Genomic DNA, 14,377 nt, shown 5'->3' with positions numbered 1-14,377 from the left:
TCATTGGTCTTTTTTTTATTTGCAAATAAATGAGAATTGTTATCAATTGTTAATAAGGTTTATATTTTAATAGTTTTTCTTTATATTGAGTTAATTAAGAAAGGTGATGTTAATGAAAAAATATTGGCACAAACTATCATTTCTTCAAAAGAATGTATTGTTAACTGTGTTAGTTATTTTGACGCTTGTTGGTACTATGGGAGCGTTAAGTTTTAACATGTTTCAAAATAGCATGATGTCTATATTTGAAAGGCATTCCTTTGAAACAGGAGATACGGTATTACATAAATTAGACGAACAAATAGTGAGAGATGTTACAAAAGACCCAGTAGCACAAAGAGAAAAGAGAGAGAAGTTAACAGAGAAATTAGATGAAGCGACGGAAGAGTTGAATAGTGTCGGACAAACCTATATTGTTGGAGCAGAAAAAAATGAAAAAGGTGAGTTACTAATCGTCGACTTGTCTACAGACTTATCAAATATTGTTGAAGTAAAGCCGGGAGAATATTATAAACAACCAGATCTTTGGATGGAAGCATATGATAAGGTAATGAGCACGAAAAAAGCAAATATGACAGTAGTATATGAAGATCTATTAGGATCATGGGTAACGATATTAGAGCCGATTAAAGATGGAGACGGAAATATTGTGGCAATTGTTGCAGCCGATGTAGATGCCTCTATTGTTCCTAGTACAAAGGAAAAATTCATTATACAAGGTTTAATGTTTATTTGTATTTCTGTTTTAATTGCAACTGTTATTCAATTCTTAATCGTACGTAACGCACTTGCTCCATTGCGGGATTTACGTGAAGGATTGCGCAAAGTTGGTGAAGGTGATTTAAGTATTAAATTAGAGGAAAGACCAGATGATATTGGTATTATTAATGCGTATTTTAATAATACCATCGAGAAGTTTAAAGGAATTATAGATAAAGTGAAACAGACAGCAGAACAGGTTTCCTCATCTTCACAAGAATTGTCAGTGAGTACGAAAGAGAATAGCATGGCAGTTCAAGAAATCGTAAGTTCTATGGTTGAGTTAAGAGCTGGCGCTCAGTCACAAGAAACTTCAGTACCAGAGTATTTAGGTATTGTATATGAGATGGCAGATAAGATGGAAGAGATAACGAATGCTGCAAAACAAATGGCGAAAGAGTCTGAAGGTATAGAGCATCATTCAGGAGAAGGAAACGATGTTACTAAACAGGCGATTAATCAAATGAATATAATACAAAATGCAGTACAAGATTTATCTTCTATCATTTATTCTTTGGAAGTAAGATCAAAAGAAATTAGTGATATTGTAACTGTAATTACAAGTATTTCAAAGCAAACTAATTCGCTAGCTTTGCATGCTACTATTGAAGCTTCACGTGCTGAGGAAACTGGAGACGGATTTGCCGTTGTTGCTGATGAAGTGCGTAAATTAGCAGAGCAGACGGAAGCATCAGCAAAAGATATAGCAAAATTAATAGGGGAAACACAAGCTGGAACGGAAGAAGCTGTTGTTTCAATGCAAAAAACTTCAAAAGAAGTAGAATCTGGGATGAAACTTGTTGAAAGTAGTGGTGCTTTCTTTGAAAAAATTTCGGAATCAGCACAAACTGTTATCAATCAAGTTAGAGTTGTTTCTAGCAATTCAAGTGATATATTGCAAAATAGCCAAAATATTGTACGTGTTGTCAATGAACTATCACTTATCGCAAATAAGTATGCGAATAGTAGTAGTAATGTTGAAGAAAGCATGAAAGAACAGAAAATGTCTGTACAAGATATTGCTGAATTAGCCAGTTCTTTAAGCTGGCTTTCACAGGAGTTACAAGAGTTAATTGGGGAATTTAAAAGTTAAATGAAATGATTATACATGCTTTTGTTTGTTCAATAAAATAAATCATGCTACAATGAAAACGAATTAAGGACCGGGGAGCCAATTGGCTGAGAGGATGTGAGCAAACATCGACCCTCAACCTGATCTGGATAATGCCAGCGTAGGGAGTTACTTAAAGTGATGTAGCATATGTTATTCTATAATAACTTGCATACAAGGCTTTCCTACTGCGTAGGAAAGCCTTTTCTTGTTTTAAAATTTAATTTCATAAGGGGGATTTTACCATGTCACAACAAGTTACAATTTCGTTTTCAGTAGTACCACAAGCAAAAACAAAGGATGTATATTCTGTTGTTGATAAAGCAATTGAGGTTGTACAACAATCGGGAGTTCGTTATGAAGTAGGGGCAATGGAAACAACGCTGGAAGGAGAGTTAGATGTACTTCTTGATGTCATTAAACGTGCACAACAAGCTTGTGTGGATGCTGGAGCAGAAGAAGTGATTACTTCTATTAAAATCCATTATCGTCCAAGCACTGGTGTAACGATAGATGAAAAAGTTTGGAAGTACCGTGATGAATATGCAAAACCAGAAGCAATCTAAAATAATTACAACAATTTGGCTTATCCTTCTCATTGCGATATGGGAAGGATCTGTTTCATTATTTAAAATTGAACCGTGGATTTTACCGAAGCCTTCTGCCATTGTTCAAGAATTAATTGGGATGAAAGATTTACTATTACCGAATACGATGCAAACATTGCAAGAGGTTATAATTGGACTGTTCTTTGCGATTTTAATTGGGACAAGTATTGCAATTATTATGGACGTTATCCCTTTATTTCGTATTTTAATAAATCCGTTGCTTGTTATTTCGCAAACGATTCCAATCGTTGTACTTGCACCGTTATTTATTATTTGGTTTGGATATGGAATGCTACCGAAAGTAATGGTAGTAATACTCGTTTGTTTCTTCCCGATTGCGCTTAGCATTTTAGAAGGTTTTCAAACGGTAGATAAAAATATGTTGAAGTTGTTGCAAACGATGAAGGCAACGAAATGGCAAGTTTACCAGAAAGTAAAGTTTCCAGCAGTGCTTCCATACTTTTTCTCCGGTTTAAAAATTGCAGTTACATATAGCGTAATGGGAGCGATTATTGGAGAATGGCTCGGTGCCAGTGAAGGATTAGGAGTTATGCTTACAAGGGCTACAAAATCCTTTTTAACAGCCCGAGTATTTGGTGTTGCAGCAATTATTGTTATGGTGACATTATGTCTGTATTTTATCGTGGAGTTTATGGCAAGAATAACAGCACCATGGATATATAGAAAGGACGGCAGAAAATGAAAAAAGGTTTAAAGGTTATGTTGGCTGCCTTATTAGCGGTAGGTGTGGCTGGATGTAATCCGGCGAAGAAAGAAGAAAGTGCAAGTAAAGATCAAAAAGTAAAAGTAGTACTAGATTGGTTTCCGAATACGAATCATACTGGCTTATATGTAGCGCAAGCGAAAGATTATTATAAAAAGCAAGGCTTAGATGTAGAAATTATTCAGCCTGGTGATAATGTGACAGCGGAGCAAATGATAGCTTCAGGAAAAGCTGACTTTGCAATAAGCGCACAAGAAAATGTAACGTTGGCTCGTGTGGAAGGTATTCCTGTTGTATCTGTAGGAGCGATTATTCAGCATAACACTTCAGCTTTTGCATCGCTTAAGAAAGATAACATGACTTCACCGAAAGATTTTGAAGGTAAACGTTATGGAGGCTGGGGAGGACCAGCGGAAGAAGCTACATTAAAGACAATTATGGAGAAAAATCAAGCTGATTATAATAAAGTGGAAAAAATCATCTTAGGACAAACAGATTTCTTTAAATCAATTGGTCGTGATGCAGACTTTGAATGGATTTATTACGGATGGGATGGAATTGAAGCGAAACGCCAAGGAAAAGAGTTAAATACGATTATGGTAAAAGACTTAGATCCAGCGCTTGATTTCTATAGTCCTGTTATTATTACGAGTGAAAAACATACGAAGCAAGATAAAGACTTTGTGAAAAAGTTTATGAGTGCAACGACAGAGGGGTATAATTTTGCAATTAAAGAACCAAAAGAATCTGCTGATATTTTAATTAAAGCTGTTCCAGATGTAAATAAAGATTTAGTACAAGAAAGTCAAAAATGGTTAAGTACGAAGTATCAAGATGATGCAAAAGCGTGGGGAGTACAGAAGGAAGAAGTTTGGACGAATTACATGAATTTCTTATATGATAACAAAGTTATTAAGAAGAAAATTGATGTGAAAGATGCCTTTACAAATGAGTTCCTTCCAAGTGAAAAATGAGCGGATTACAAATAAAAGATATTGTGAAATCTTTCGATGGAAAGAATGTATTAGCAAATATTAGTGCTTCTATACGAGAGGGAGAGTTCGTTTCTTTTGTAGGACCGAGTGGTTGCGGGAAAAGTACACTATTAAATATGATCGCAAATGTTGAAAATCCAACAAGTGGAAGTGTAACGTATAACGATAAACAAATACAAGAGCAAGATGTTGTAAGTTATATGCCGCAACAGGATTTATTACTACCGTGGCGGTCAGCTTTGCAAAATATCGTTCTTCCGTTAGAAATTGAAGGAAAGCCGAAAAAACAAAGGCTGACAGAAGGAATGGAAGCATTAAAGCAGTTTGGACTAGATGAATATGCAGACCATTATCCTGATGAATTGTCTGGTGGTATGCGTCAAAGAATTAGTTTTCTGCGCACATATTTATGTGAAAAGCCAATTATGCTACTTGATGAGCCTTTTGGTAAATTAGATGCTTTTACAAAAATGGAAGTACATAGCTGGCTTTTAAACTCTTGGCACCAAGAGAAGCAAACAATCGTTATGGTTACACATGACTTAGATGAGGCAATCTTGCTTTCAGATCGCGTATTTATTTTATCTCAAAGACCAGCATCAATAGTTGGCGAGGTACAAGTGAAATTACCTAGGCCGAGAACGATGGATATGTTAACATCGCTTGAGTTAAAGAAGGACAAGGAAGAAATTTTGAGAGTATTAGCACCTTATATGAAAAAATAGAAAAAGTCTTTTAACAGTTTTTAGTATAATTACTGTTAAGAGGCTTTTTTTATAGGGGGAGAAAGATGAAAACTATAGAGAAGATAGTAGATGAATTAACGGCAGATAATCTTGAAGAAAGAAAAGCTTTATTAAAAAATCATATTTTATTAATGAAATATGGTATGGAACATCATGAATTAAAAGAAGAAGAAATGACAGAAATTTTAAAGTGGGTTCAAGGTCGAGATCAATTGAGAAAAGATGTTCCGGAGTTACGTGATTTACATTTAATTAAAAAGTTTCAAGCGGTATTAGATGAATTTATTCATTCCATAATTTCAAATGGTTATGTAGAAGACGCGGTAGAAATTCTAGAGAGTGTATTAAAAAGTATGGGGGCAGTCGCTCATATTGTAAAAATTATGTTTGTCAGCAAAATGAAAGTTAATAGAAATTCCTTGGAAATGGTAGAGGTGTTAAAACGAGAGTGTTACACCTTAATGGAACAGCGTGCTGTTGTCGGTTTACATGCTCAAATTTTTCACGTTTTAGGTTTTGTTCATTCAATTCAGTTTGATTTAGAAGAAAGTTCACAGGAACATGGACGAGTTGTGATAGGTCTTTTAACAGATTTTAAAACGGATGAATTGAAGTCTGTACAACAATTTCAAGCTGAGGACCATATTCCAGAAGTGAAAAGTATGGTTAGTAAAGGATACGGAATAGAATTACAAAGAAGAATTTATATGTGGAAATCGTTAACGCTCATCTTTACAAGTCCATATGCGTTAGAAAAGATGTATAAAGAAATGTATGCAGAAAACGATAAAACGGGGAAGGAACAAAAGGAAAAGTAGAGAATAGAATATAACAGAGTAGTTTATACTCTTAATATAACAAATGTTAAAGGAGTGAAAGGATAAAATGACTTTATCAACTGTTCTTCAAATGGTTTTAGCTTGATACGGGAGAAGTCTGCCCATTTTTATCGATTAAGCTAAATTGAAGACAGCAGGTAAAGAACCTTAATCCTTTTTTACGATAATATGTAATGGGTAAGGTGTATTCACCTTACCCATTTTTTTATATGCACAATTAAATAAGGCTTTATACTGTTGCTCTCTCTATTTAGCTTATGGACCATAAGTAAAGGAGAGAAAATAATGAGTATATTAACGGTAGAAAATGTAAGTCATTCGTATGGTGAGAAAGCCATTTTATATAATGCATGTTTTCGACTATTGAAGGGCGAGCATGTTGGGTTAGTAGGGAAAAATGGAATCGGAAAATCAACATTGTTAAGGATTTTAACAGGAGAGCTTATACATGATGATGGGAATATTGAATGGTTTCCTCATGTGAAGGTAGGTTTTTTACAGCAGCATATGGCTTTACAAGAAGGGATGACAATTGAGGGATACTTGCAAAGTGCATTTGCTGATTTGTATGCGATTGAATGTGAGATGTTAAAAATTGCTGAACAAATGAATGGAGCAGGAGAAGTAGAAAAATTGTTAGTAAAGTATGGAGAATTACAAACTATATTGGAAAGCTCTAATTTTTATCACATTCATACAGAAGTTGAAGAAGTAGCAAGCGGTTTAGGTTTATTTGAAATAGGGGTGAAAAAGGATGTATCGAAGTTAAGTGGGGGACAGCGAACAAAGTTATTACTTGGGAAGCTCCTTTTAGAAAAAGCTGATGTTTTATTGCTAGATGAGCCAACAAATTATTTAGATACAGCTCATATAGAATGGTTGCAATCATATTTGAGTCTATATGAAAAAGCTTATGTAATCATTTCACATGACGAAGTATTTTTGAACAGTATTACAAATGTTATTTTTCATCTAGAAGGAGGGAAAGTGAAGCGATACGTAGGAAATTATGAAAAGTTTGTGCAAAGTTATCAAGTGCAAAAGAAACAATTACAATCAGCGCATGCGAAACAACAAAAAGAAATCTCTCAGTTAGAAACATTTATTCAAAAAAATAAAATTCGAAAAGCGAAACAGGCTAAAAGTCGAGAGAAAGTATTGGAGAAAATGCAAAGGGTTGAAAAAATTAATCATGTAACTCGATCCCGTTTTGATTTCAATGTTTATGAGGAGCCGGTGAGTCGTATATTGCAAGCTGAGAAACTAAGGATAGGTTATAGTGATCCGTTATGTCCAGAGTTGAATTTACAAGTGAAAAAAGGAGAAAAGATAGCGATTATTGGTCATAATGGAATTGGAAAAACGACGATGTTAAAAACATTATTAGGTCAAATAAAGCCGCTAAGCGGTTCAATTTCTGTTGGAGAACGAGTAAATCCTGCGTACTTTGCACAGGAAGAGTTTGCTTCTGAAACAACACCGTTAGAGAAAATTTGGGCAGAGCGACCAGATATGACAAAGAAAGAAGTACGCCAAGCGTTAGCAAAGTGTGGATTGAAAGAAGAACACGTATTAAAACCTATTCGTTTATTAAGCGGCGGAGAACAAACGAAGGTACGTTTATGCGAACTGATCGTAACGAAAAGTAATGTTTTAATTTTAGATGAACCAACTAATCATTTGGATATAGAAACAAAAAAGTCTTTGCAGGAAGCGTTACAACAATATAAAGGAACAGTTTTACTTGTCTCACATGAGCCTTCTTTCTATGAAGCATGGATAACAAAAGTATGGAATATAGAAGAATGGAATGCTGAAAAATAATCACAAAGAAAAGGCATTAGCTTATATAAGCTAATGCCTTTTCTTTGTGATTAACATGATTTTCGAGAACTTTTACATGAGAATTGTATGAAGAAGCACTCTTATGGTGCGCTTATAAGCGTGCTTTTTCTTTTGTTATGTTTATAATTATAATAATAATACTAGATGCCTTTCCCTAATAGGCGACTATCTTTCTTTATATATATAGATAGTTTGAAATGGAATGAAAATAATGCCTATATGTAAAGGATAATGTGCTTAGTATAGGAAGACAATAGAACTTAAAGGAAATTCATGTAAAATTCAGGTGAACTTCACATAAACTTCATATTGGGAACTAAATATAATTATAATAAGTTATTATAATATTTATTAGTGATTTTCATAAAATTAAAAGTTTGAATTTAGGAGAGAGCACTCAAACCTAAATTCAAACTTCAATGAAATAATTAATGGAAGTTACTTTTAGTTTTCGCTAATGGATGCATTTACAAGCTCAGCAGGAGTGCCTGTTCCTGCCCCTCCGATTGTAATCGATCCACCAGGAGGAATTTCACCATTCCATCCTGCATTCGTAATTACGTAATGATTATTTATTTTACTACTAATTTTAGAATCCCAAACTTGTGTTAAATTGCCGTTATAATCAAATTCTAATTTCCAGTTTTTAACAGAAGTTGTTCCACTATTTTTAATTACAATCGAGAAGTTGTAACCACTTCCCCAATTTGAAGTGACTGAAAAGGTAGCATTGCTATTTCCACCAGGAGTTGTTGTGTTAGCATCATCTGTTTTTACAATAATAGAAGTAGGCTGTGATTTATTCCCAGCAGCATCTTTTGCTATTATTGAAAATGTGTATTCTGTATTAGATTTTAAGTTTTTAATTGTAATGCTATTTGTTGTTGTACTCCATTTCTCTTCTCCAGCAGTAATTTCATATTCCGTAACTCCTACGTTATCAGTAGATGCAGTCCAGTTTAATTGAACTGAGTTTGAATTTTTATTTGTAGCAGCAATATTTTTTACGTTTGTTGGTGGCTCAGTATCTTTTTGAGTAATAGGTCCACCTAGTAATTCTTTTACTAACGTATCAAGTAATTTTGGCCCACTACAACTATATTTTGGACTTGTACGGCAATCCCCGCTAAGCTCCCAAAACATTGCACCACTTAAACCTTTCGTCTTTATATAGTCTGTTTTATATTTCATAGATTCGTTGTCATCATAGCTAATAAATGTACCTGTAGTCGCATTATATAAATAAGGTACTTTCGCTACATCGTTCCATCCGCGAACAAAGCCATTTTTATTAACATAATTAGCTGCTAGATCACCATAATCATACACACCTGTATCACCGGTAGAATAATCATCCCAAGTACCTTTAGAAGCGAGCTTTCCATCACTACCTGGTTTACAAGGTTGGTATTGTCCGTTATTTTCTTTTCCGCAACTTTTCCATCCGCGTCCGTAAAATGGTACACCTAATACGAGTTTATCGGCTGGAACACCTTCATTTGTATAAATGTCTATCGCACCATCTACGTAAAATTTCGTATCTGCTGCTGGGTCATTTGGATCTTTGTATAGAGCTGCATTATGGTTAGAAGTAGCTTCCCACCCACCGTGGAAATCATATGTCATAATATTAATCCAATCCAGTATTTGAGAGATTTTCTTTAGCTCTGTATGATCAGCGTAACGTTGGCTTGCACCTGACGCGATTGTTAGTAAATATTGTTTACCATCTTCTGCACCAGCTTTATTTAATGCATTTCGAACATCTTGAAGGAGTAGGGTGAAGTTTTGCTTATCTTCAGGACGATAACTACCACCAGGAATTGTTTCTACGCCCGGATATTCCCAGTCTAAATCAACGCCGTCAAATCCATATTCGCGAAGGAAATCGACTGTAGATTCAGCAAATACTTTTCTTGTTTTTTCATCAGCGGCCATATCAGAAAAGCGGTTAGACCAAGTCCAGCCACCAACGGAAATAACTGTTTTTAAGTGAGGATACTTAGCTTTTAATCGTTTCAGTTCGCCGAAATTTCCGCAGCGTGCGTATTTATCACAATCTTCCCAAGTTGTACCTGAGCCAGGATAAGATTTTGTGACATCGGCCCATGGTTCACCGAGTACGAGAGTACCATTAGGGACCTCTTTATTTTGCAGTGGTACACCAGACTCTTTACAGTTCCACGTTTGTTTATTTGGATTATCGGGGTGAGTAGAAGGGTTTCCATGTTTTCCATTCCAGCAAATATCAGCGAAAGCATAGTTTAAATGGGTTAACTTGGATGCATCAATGTCTGCAACTTGATAATTACGTCCGTAAATCCCCCATGAAGGAAAATATCCAACAATTTTTTGACCTTGCTTGGGTGAATCTGCTAATGCGACATTTGGAGTAATAAAGTTTGTAAGAAAAAGAGGTAAGAAGAGTAGTAGGGATAGTAATAGCAGTGTGAATTTTTTTGATTTCATAGCCATTTCTCCTTTCAAAATAAAAGATATATTTAAAGGCATGCGCCAATAAATCAAAATGAATCTAGATGTATAAATCATCTAGATAAAAATGATCAGACATCACGAAGTCTATACAAGGAGCTGAGGATGATTAAATCGTAACAAATGTAAGATTTAGTGTAAACGCTTTATTCAATTTAGAAGGATTTTCTCAATATAAAAGGGCTTGAATACAAACTGTATATGAAAATAAAACATCTGTGAGTTAGAAAATAGCTCCTTATAAATAAAATTGAGAAAAAATTGTATGAAGTCAATTTCTTATGGCATAGCAAGATGAGAAAATATCATGTAAAATAATAGTAAAAATATGTAAAGGAGGGAATAGTGTGGATGTGTTTTTGAATATTGCTGAAGAAAAAATTCGAGAAGCAATACGGAATGGTGATCTCGATAATATTCCGGGAAAAGGAAAACCACTACAATTAGAAGATCTTTCAATGGTACCTCCAGAACTTAGAATGAGTTATAAAATTTTAAAAAATGCGGGAATGATTCCCCCAGAAATGGAACTACAAAAAGATATATTAAAAATAGAGGATTTAATTGCTTGCTGTTATGATGAAGAAGAGAGAAAAAAATTACAACAAGAGTTAACGGCAAAAACGCTACGTTTTCAGCAAGTAATGGAAAAGAGAAAGATTAAAGATAGTTCAGCATTTCGTATGTATCAAGATAAAGTATTTCATAAAGTACGTTAAGAGGGATAAGATGAAAAAATTTAAAACGATAGAAGAATTAGCAACATACATCGAAGAACAAAAATTAGTACTTCTGTTTATTAAAACCGAAAATTGTGGTGTTTGTGATGTCATGTTAAGGAAAGTAAATTACGTATTAGAGAATTATGATTACGTAGAGAAAATAGAGATATTACTACAAGACATGCAAGAGGTTGCAGGACGATATGCAGTATTTACAGGACCGACAATTTTACTATTTCATAATGGAAAAGAGATTCTTCGTGAATCGCGCTTCATTTCACTTGAAAATCTAGAGAGAACCATTCAATTGTTCGAAGATTAAGGGAGGGCTCTATATGGAATTTATTATTTTTATACTATTATTTGTTGTAGTTGGAATAATTGTAACAGCAGTTCGATCAAACAAAAAGAAGATAAATCTTACGAAACAAAATAACATTCATAATTCATCTAACAACTCATCGCCATTATTTTTCTTTGCTGGATCTGATAATGATAGCTCGCATGATGGAGGTTCACATGATTGTGGAGGGTCTTTTGGTGGAGATAGTGGGGGAAGCTGCGGTGGTGGCGGTGATTGATGAAAATGCGCCTTATATAGGCGTATTTCTTTTTAAACAAACGTTTGATTAGTTGGCTTACATATGCATAAAAGCAGTTAAACAAACGTTTGATTAAATACTTTTAACATACTAAGGGGAATGGAAATGAAAAGGGAGCCAAAAGTGAAAAACAAGGGGAAAGTAATGTTATTTTTATTAGCTGCGGGAGGCGTATTTCTTGTTAAATTAGGATTTAAAATTGGAATCATACATATGATTCGAACATGGTTTGAGAGTACGTTTTCTTAAATAAGGAATATAGCCTCTTGTAATAGAGGTTTTTAATTTGTTATTATTAGACTGAACGGTCGGTTTAAAGAGGTGTGAATATGAGAAGAAGTGCAGAAGAGATAAAGAAAGAAATTGCATATAAAGCAGAAAGTTTGTTTTCACAGCAGGGCTATGCAGCTACATCTATGGAAGAGATTTGTGAAATTACAGAGCGAAGTAAAGGAAGCATTTATTATCACTTTAAAAGTAAAGAAGAATTATTTTTATTTGTAGTGAAACAGCATACGTATGATTGGCTTGAAAAATGGAATGAAAAAGAGAAGTTGTATAGTACTAGTACTGAAAAACTATATGGTCTCGCGGAATATCATGTAGAGGACATACAGCAACCAATTTCAAATGCAATAGAGGAATTCTCTATGAGCCAAGTTGTAAGTAAAGAGATTTTGGATGAACTATTAGCTTTAACTAGAGAATCATATGTTATGTTTGAGAAACTAATTGAAGCAGGCATACAGTCTGGAGAGTTTCGTGAAGATAATACGCGCGATCTTATGTATATTGTGAATGGATTATTATCAGGGCTTGGAGTACTTTACTACGAGTTAGATTATAAAGAGCTACAACGTATTTATAAAAAGGCAATAGATGTATTGTTAAAGGGAATGGCAGCTGAATAATAGGTCAGTTGCTTTCTTACAAAACAAAATAGACCGAACGGTCGGTTTATGAAAGGGGAATGCAAATGAACGCTTTATTTAAAAACCGAGCATTTATGCTCGTTATGGCGTCTGATATTTTACAACAATTTGCAATTTGGATCAGAAATATGGCCCTTCTATATTTCATAATGGAGCGAACGAATAATGATCCAGTTTCCGTGTCGTTGTTATCAGTTATGGAATATGCACCTATTTTTATTTTCTCGTTTATCGGTGGTGCGCTAGCTGATCGCTGGAATCCGAAAAGAACAATGGTCGCTGGAGATGTATTAAGTGTCCTGTCTATTATAGGAATTGTCCTGTTGTTAAAACTGGATTATTGGCAGGCTATATTTTTTGCAACACTCATTTCCGCGATTGTAGGTCAGTTTTCTCAGCCATCATCTTCGCGTATATTTAAGCGCTATGTAAAAGAAGAACAGGTAGCAAATGCGATTGCATTTAACCAAACATTACAGTCATTATTTCTGATTTTTGGACCGGTGGTAGGATCGCTTGTGTATACACAACTTGGTTTATTTACGTCACTATATAGCTTAATCATTTTATTTTTGTTATCTGCTATCGCCCTTTCATTCTTACCAAAATGGGTTGAAAAAGAGCAAGTGGCGAGAGATTCATTAAAAAATGATATAAAAGAAGGTTGGAAATATGTTCTTCATACGAAAAATTTACGTATGATTACAATCACTTTCACCATTATAGGCTTAGCTGTTGGATTAACAATGCCATTAGAGGTGTTTCTTGTAATAGAACGCCTTGGAATGGAAAAGGAAGCAGTTCAATATTTAGCTGCAGCTGATGGAATAGGTATGTTAATTGGTGGTATTGTTGCTGCGATTTTCGCTTCAAAAGTGAACCCGAAAAAGATGTTCGTATTCGGTATGAGCATATTAGCGATGTCATTTTTAGTAGAAGGGCTATCTACATCATTTTGGATTACTAGTTTTATGAGGTTTGGAACAGGCATTTGTTTAGCCTGTGTGAATATCGTTGTCGGTACGCTTATGATTCAACTTGTACCAGAAAATATGATTGGAAGAGTAAATGGGACGATTTTACCGCTGTTTATGGGAGCAATGTTAATTGGAACTTCACTAGCTGGAGGATTGAAGGAGATGACCTCACTAGTTACCGTATTTTGTATAACAATGTTACTTATTTTATTAGCAATAGGTCCGGTTTTACGTATGCAAATAAAGAAAGAAGATGTTGTTAATCAAGAGGAAATGACGAATTCATTGGCTTCGAAATAGCTATTGCAGGGGGGCTGAATTGCTCCCTTTTTTCATGGCGATCTTTTGACAACGAAATGCCCCAATTATATACTGATGATGTAAAAACGATTTTACATGTTAGGAGAAATGGTGTGAAAAATCAAATCTATGAATTACGCACTGAAAATAATATTTCACAAGGTGCATTAGCTGATAAGTGTAAAGTTTCAAGACAAACGATAAATGCAATTGAGAATAATAAATATGATCCAAGTTTAGCGTTAGCGTTTCGTTTAGCGGAAGTATTAGGAACAACTGTTGATAAACTATTTTTGTACAAGCAGTAGGGGGAGTAGTTGTTGGGGAAAGAGAAAATAAACCTTGTAGTTACGGCATTAGTGGCTATAAGTACGTTAGTGTTTGCACTTTACTGTTGGTTAACTGAACTTCAAGTAAATTGGTATGCACTATTTATTTGTAGCATCGCGTTACATTATCTATTTAAAAGTTTGGCATCACATAGCGTTGAAGGGGATACTGAGGAGAACGAAGATTTAGAAAAACATGTATTAAAAACAAGTGCCAATGTTACATATTATGTACTCGTTGTATTCATTTTTGGTCTGTTTTTCGCATCGGTAGGCTTTAATAGATGGATTGATTTTCATAACATACCGTTATTGTTTGCGTTATGTGCTGCGATAGTTGTAAAGCCAGCTGTAGAATTTTTAATTGTAAGACGTTATAGATAAAAAAGATCCTC

General features: G+C 34.6%; 16 protein-coding genes and 1 riboswitch. Of the genes, 15 read left to right on the top strand and 1 reads right to left on the bottom strand.

Annotation, left to right across the window (positions count from 1 at the left end; translation table 11 throughout):
* Window positions 1–112 precede the first annotated feature (112 nt).
* From AC2CGR_RS24360 to AC2CGR_RS24330, 7 genes are all read left to right on the top strand, one after another.
* On the top strand, window positions 113–1,852 hold the full coding sequence (locus tag AC2CGR_RS24360) for a methyl-accepting chemotaxis protein (protein WP_087964401.1): 1,740 nt from the start codon (window positions 113–115) through the stop codon (window positions 1,850–1,852).
* Between the two features lie 61 nt (window positions 1,853–1,913).
* A riboswitch (TPP riboswitch) is annotated at window positions 1,914–2,015 on the top strand.
* Window positions 2,016–2,115: 100 nt separating this feature from the next.
* Entirely contained in the window at window positions 2,116–2,436 is a 321-nt protein-coding gene (locus AC2CGR_RS24355) for an MTH1187 family thiamine-binding protein (RefSeq protein WP_000082900.1), read from the top strand.
* Complete coding sequence (locus AC2CGR_RS24350; protein ID WP_001057155.1) at window positions 2,408–3,181, top strand: ABC transporter permease; 774 nt, start codon at window positions 2,408–2,410, stop codon at window positions 3,179–3,181. The genes AC2CGR_RS24355 and AC2CGR_RS24350 overlap by 29 nt, the downstream gene beginning before the upstream one ends.
* Window positions 3,178–4,176 carry an ABC transporter substrate-binding protein gene (locus tag AC2CGR_RS24345; RefSeq protein ID WP_042874280.1) on the top strand — a complete coding sequence of 333 codons (999 nt, stop codon included), beginning with the start codon at window positions 3,178–3,180 and terminating at the stop codon, window positions 4,174–4,176. The genes AC2CGR_RS24350 and AC2CGR_RS24345 overlap by 4 nt, the downstream gene beginning before the upstream one ends.
* Window positions 4,173–4,922: an ABC transporter ATP-binding protein gene (locus AC2CGR_RS24340; RefSeq protein ID WP_029437307.1), complete on the top strand. Its 750-nt coding sequence runs from the start codon at window positions 4,173–4,175 to the stop codon at window positions 4,920–4,922. The genes AC2CGR_RS24345 and AC2CGR_RS24340 overlap by 4 nt, the downstream gene beginning before the upstream one ends.
* Window positions 4,923–4,987: 65 nt before the next feature.
* A complete protein-coding gene (locus tag AC2CGR_RS24335; protein WP_087964402.1) occupies window positions 4,988–5,761 on the top strand; it encodes a hypothetical protein in 774 nt (257 codons plus the stop codon).
* A gap of 306 nt (window positions 5,762–6,067) precedes the next feature.
* A complete protein-coding gene (locus AC2CGR_RS24330; protein ID WP_131101320.1) occupies window positions 6,068–7,606 on the top strand; it encodes an ABC-F family ATP-binding cassette domain-containing protein in 1,539 nt (512 codons plus the stop codon).
* A gap of 465 nt (window positions 7,607–8,071) precedes the next feature.
* Here the strand turns inward: AC2CGR_RS24330 and AC2CGR_RS24325 are convergent, their stop codons facing one another.
* A complete protein-coding gene (locus AC2CGR_RS24325; RefSeq protein ID WP_484481304.1) occupies window positions 8,072–10,096 on the bottom strand; it encodes a glycosyl hydrolase family 18 protein in 2,025 nt (674 codons plus the stop codon).
* A 371-nt stretch (window positions 10,097–10,467) separates the two neighbouring features.
* On the opposite strand from AC2CGR_RS24325, the gene AC2CGR_RS24320 reads away from it, so the two are divergent.
* From AC2CGR_RS24320 to AC2CGR_RS24285, 8 genes are all read left to right on the top strand, one after another.
* Window positions 10,468–10,839: a DnaJ family domain-containing protein gene (locus tag AC2CGR_RS24320; protein WP_270185545.1), complete on the top strand. Its 372-nt coding sequence runs from the start codon at window positions 10,468–10,470 to the stop codon at window positions 10,837–10,839.
* A gap of 10 nt (window positions 10,840–10,849) precedes the next feature.
* The gene (locus AC2CGR_RS24315; RefSeq protein WP_131101326.1) at window positions 10,850–11,164 is read left to right on the top strand and encodes a thioredoxin family protein; all 315 of its coding nucleotides are present in this window, start codon (window positions 10,850–10,852) and stop codon (window positions 11,162–11,164) included.
* Window positions 11,165–11,177: 13 nt separating this feature from the next.
* Window positions 11,178–11,423 carry a hypothetical protein gene (locus tag AC2CGR_RS24310; RefSeq protein WP_131101328.1) on the top strand — a complete coding sequence of 82 codons (246 nt, stop codon included), beginning with the start codon at window positions 11,178–11,180 and terminating at the stop codon, window positions 11,421–11,423.
* Between the two features lie 126 nt (window positions 11,424–11,549).
* Window positions 11,550–11,693 carry a hypothetical protein gene (locus AC2CGR_RS24305; RefSeq protein ID WP_000817976.1) on the top strand — a complete coding sequence of 48 codons (144 nt, stop codon included), beginning with the start codon at window positions 11,550–11,552 and terminating at the stop codon, window positions 11,691–11,693.
* Window positions 11,694–11,773: 80 nt separating this feature from the next.
* Window positions 11,774–12,355: a TetR/AcrR family transcriptional regulator gene (locus AC2CGR_RS24300; protein WP_131101330.1), complete on the top strand. Its 582-nt coding sequence runs from the start codon at window positions 11,774–11,776 to the stop codon at window positions 12,353–12,355.
* A 65-nt stretch (window positions 12,356–12,420) separates the two neighbouring features.
* On the top strand, window positions 12,421–13,653 hold the full coding sequence (locus tag AC2CGR_RS24295; RefSeq protein ID WP_484481303.1) for an MFS transporter: 1,233 nt from the start codon (window positions 12,421–12,423) through the stop codon (window positions 13,651–13,653).
* A 56-nt stretch (window positions 13,654–13,709) separates the two neighbouring features.
* Window positions 13,710–13,961 carry a helix-turn-helix transcriptional regulator gene (locus AC2CGR_RS24290; protein ID WP_087952017.1) on the top strand — a complete coding sequence of 84 codons (252 nt, stop codon included), beginning with the start codon at window positions 13,710–13,712 and terminating at the stop codon, window positions 13,959–13,961.
* Between the two features lie 12 nt (window positions 13,962–13,973).
* A complete protein-coding gene (locus tag AC2CGR_RS24285) occupies window positions 13,974–14,366 on the top strand; it encodes a hypothetical protein (RefSeq protein ID WP_484481302.1) in 393 nt (130 codons plus the stop codon).
* The last annotated feature ends 11 nt before the right edge of the window (window positions 14,367–14,377 follow it).

This window comes from Bacillus sp. LSHTCR4 (genome assembly GCF_057197025.1).
This window is presented reverse-complemented; position numbering and strand designations above follow the sequence as displayed.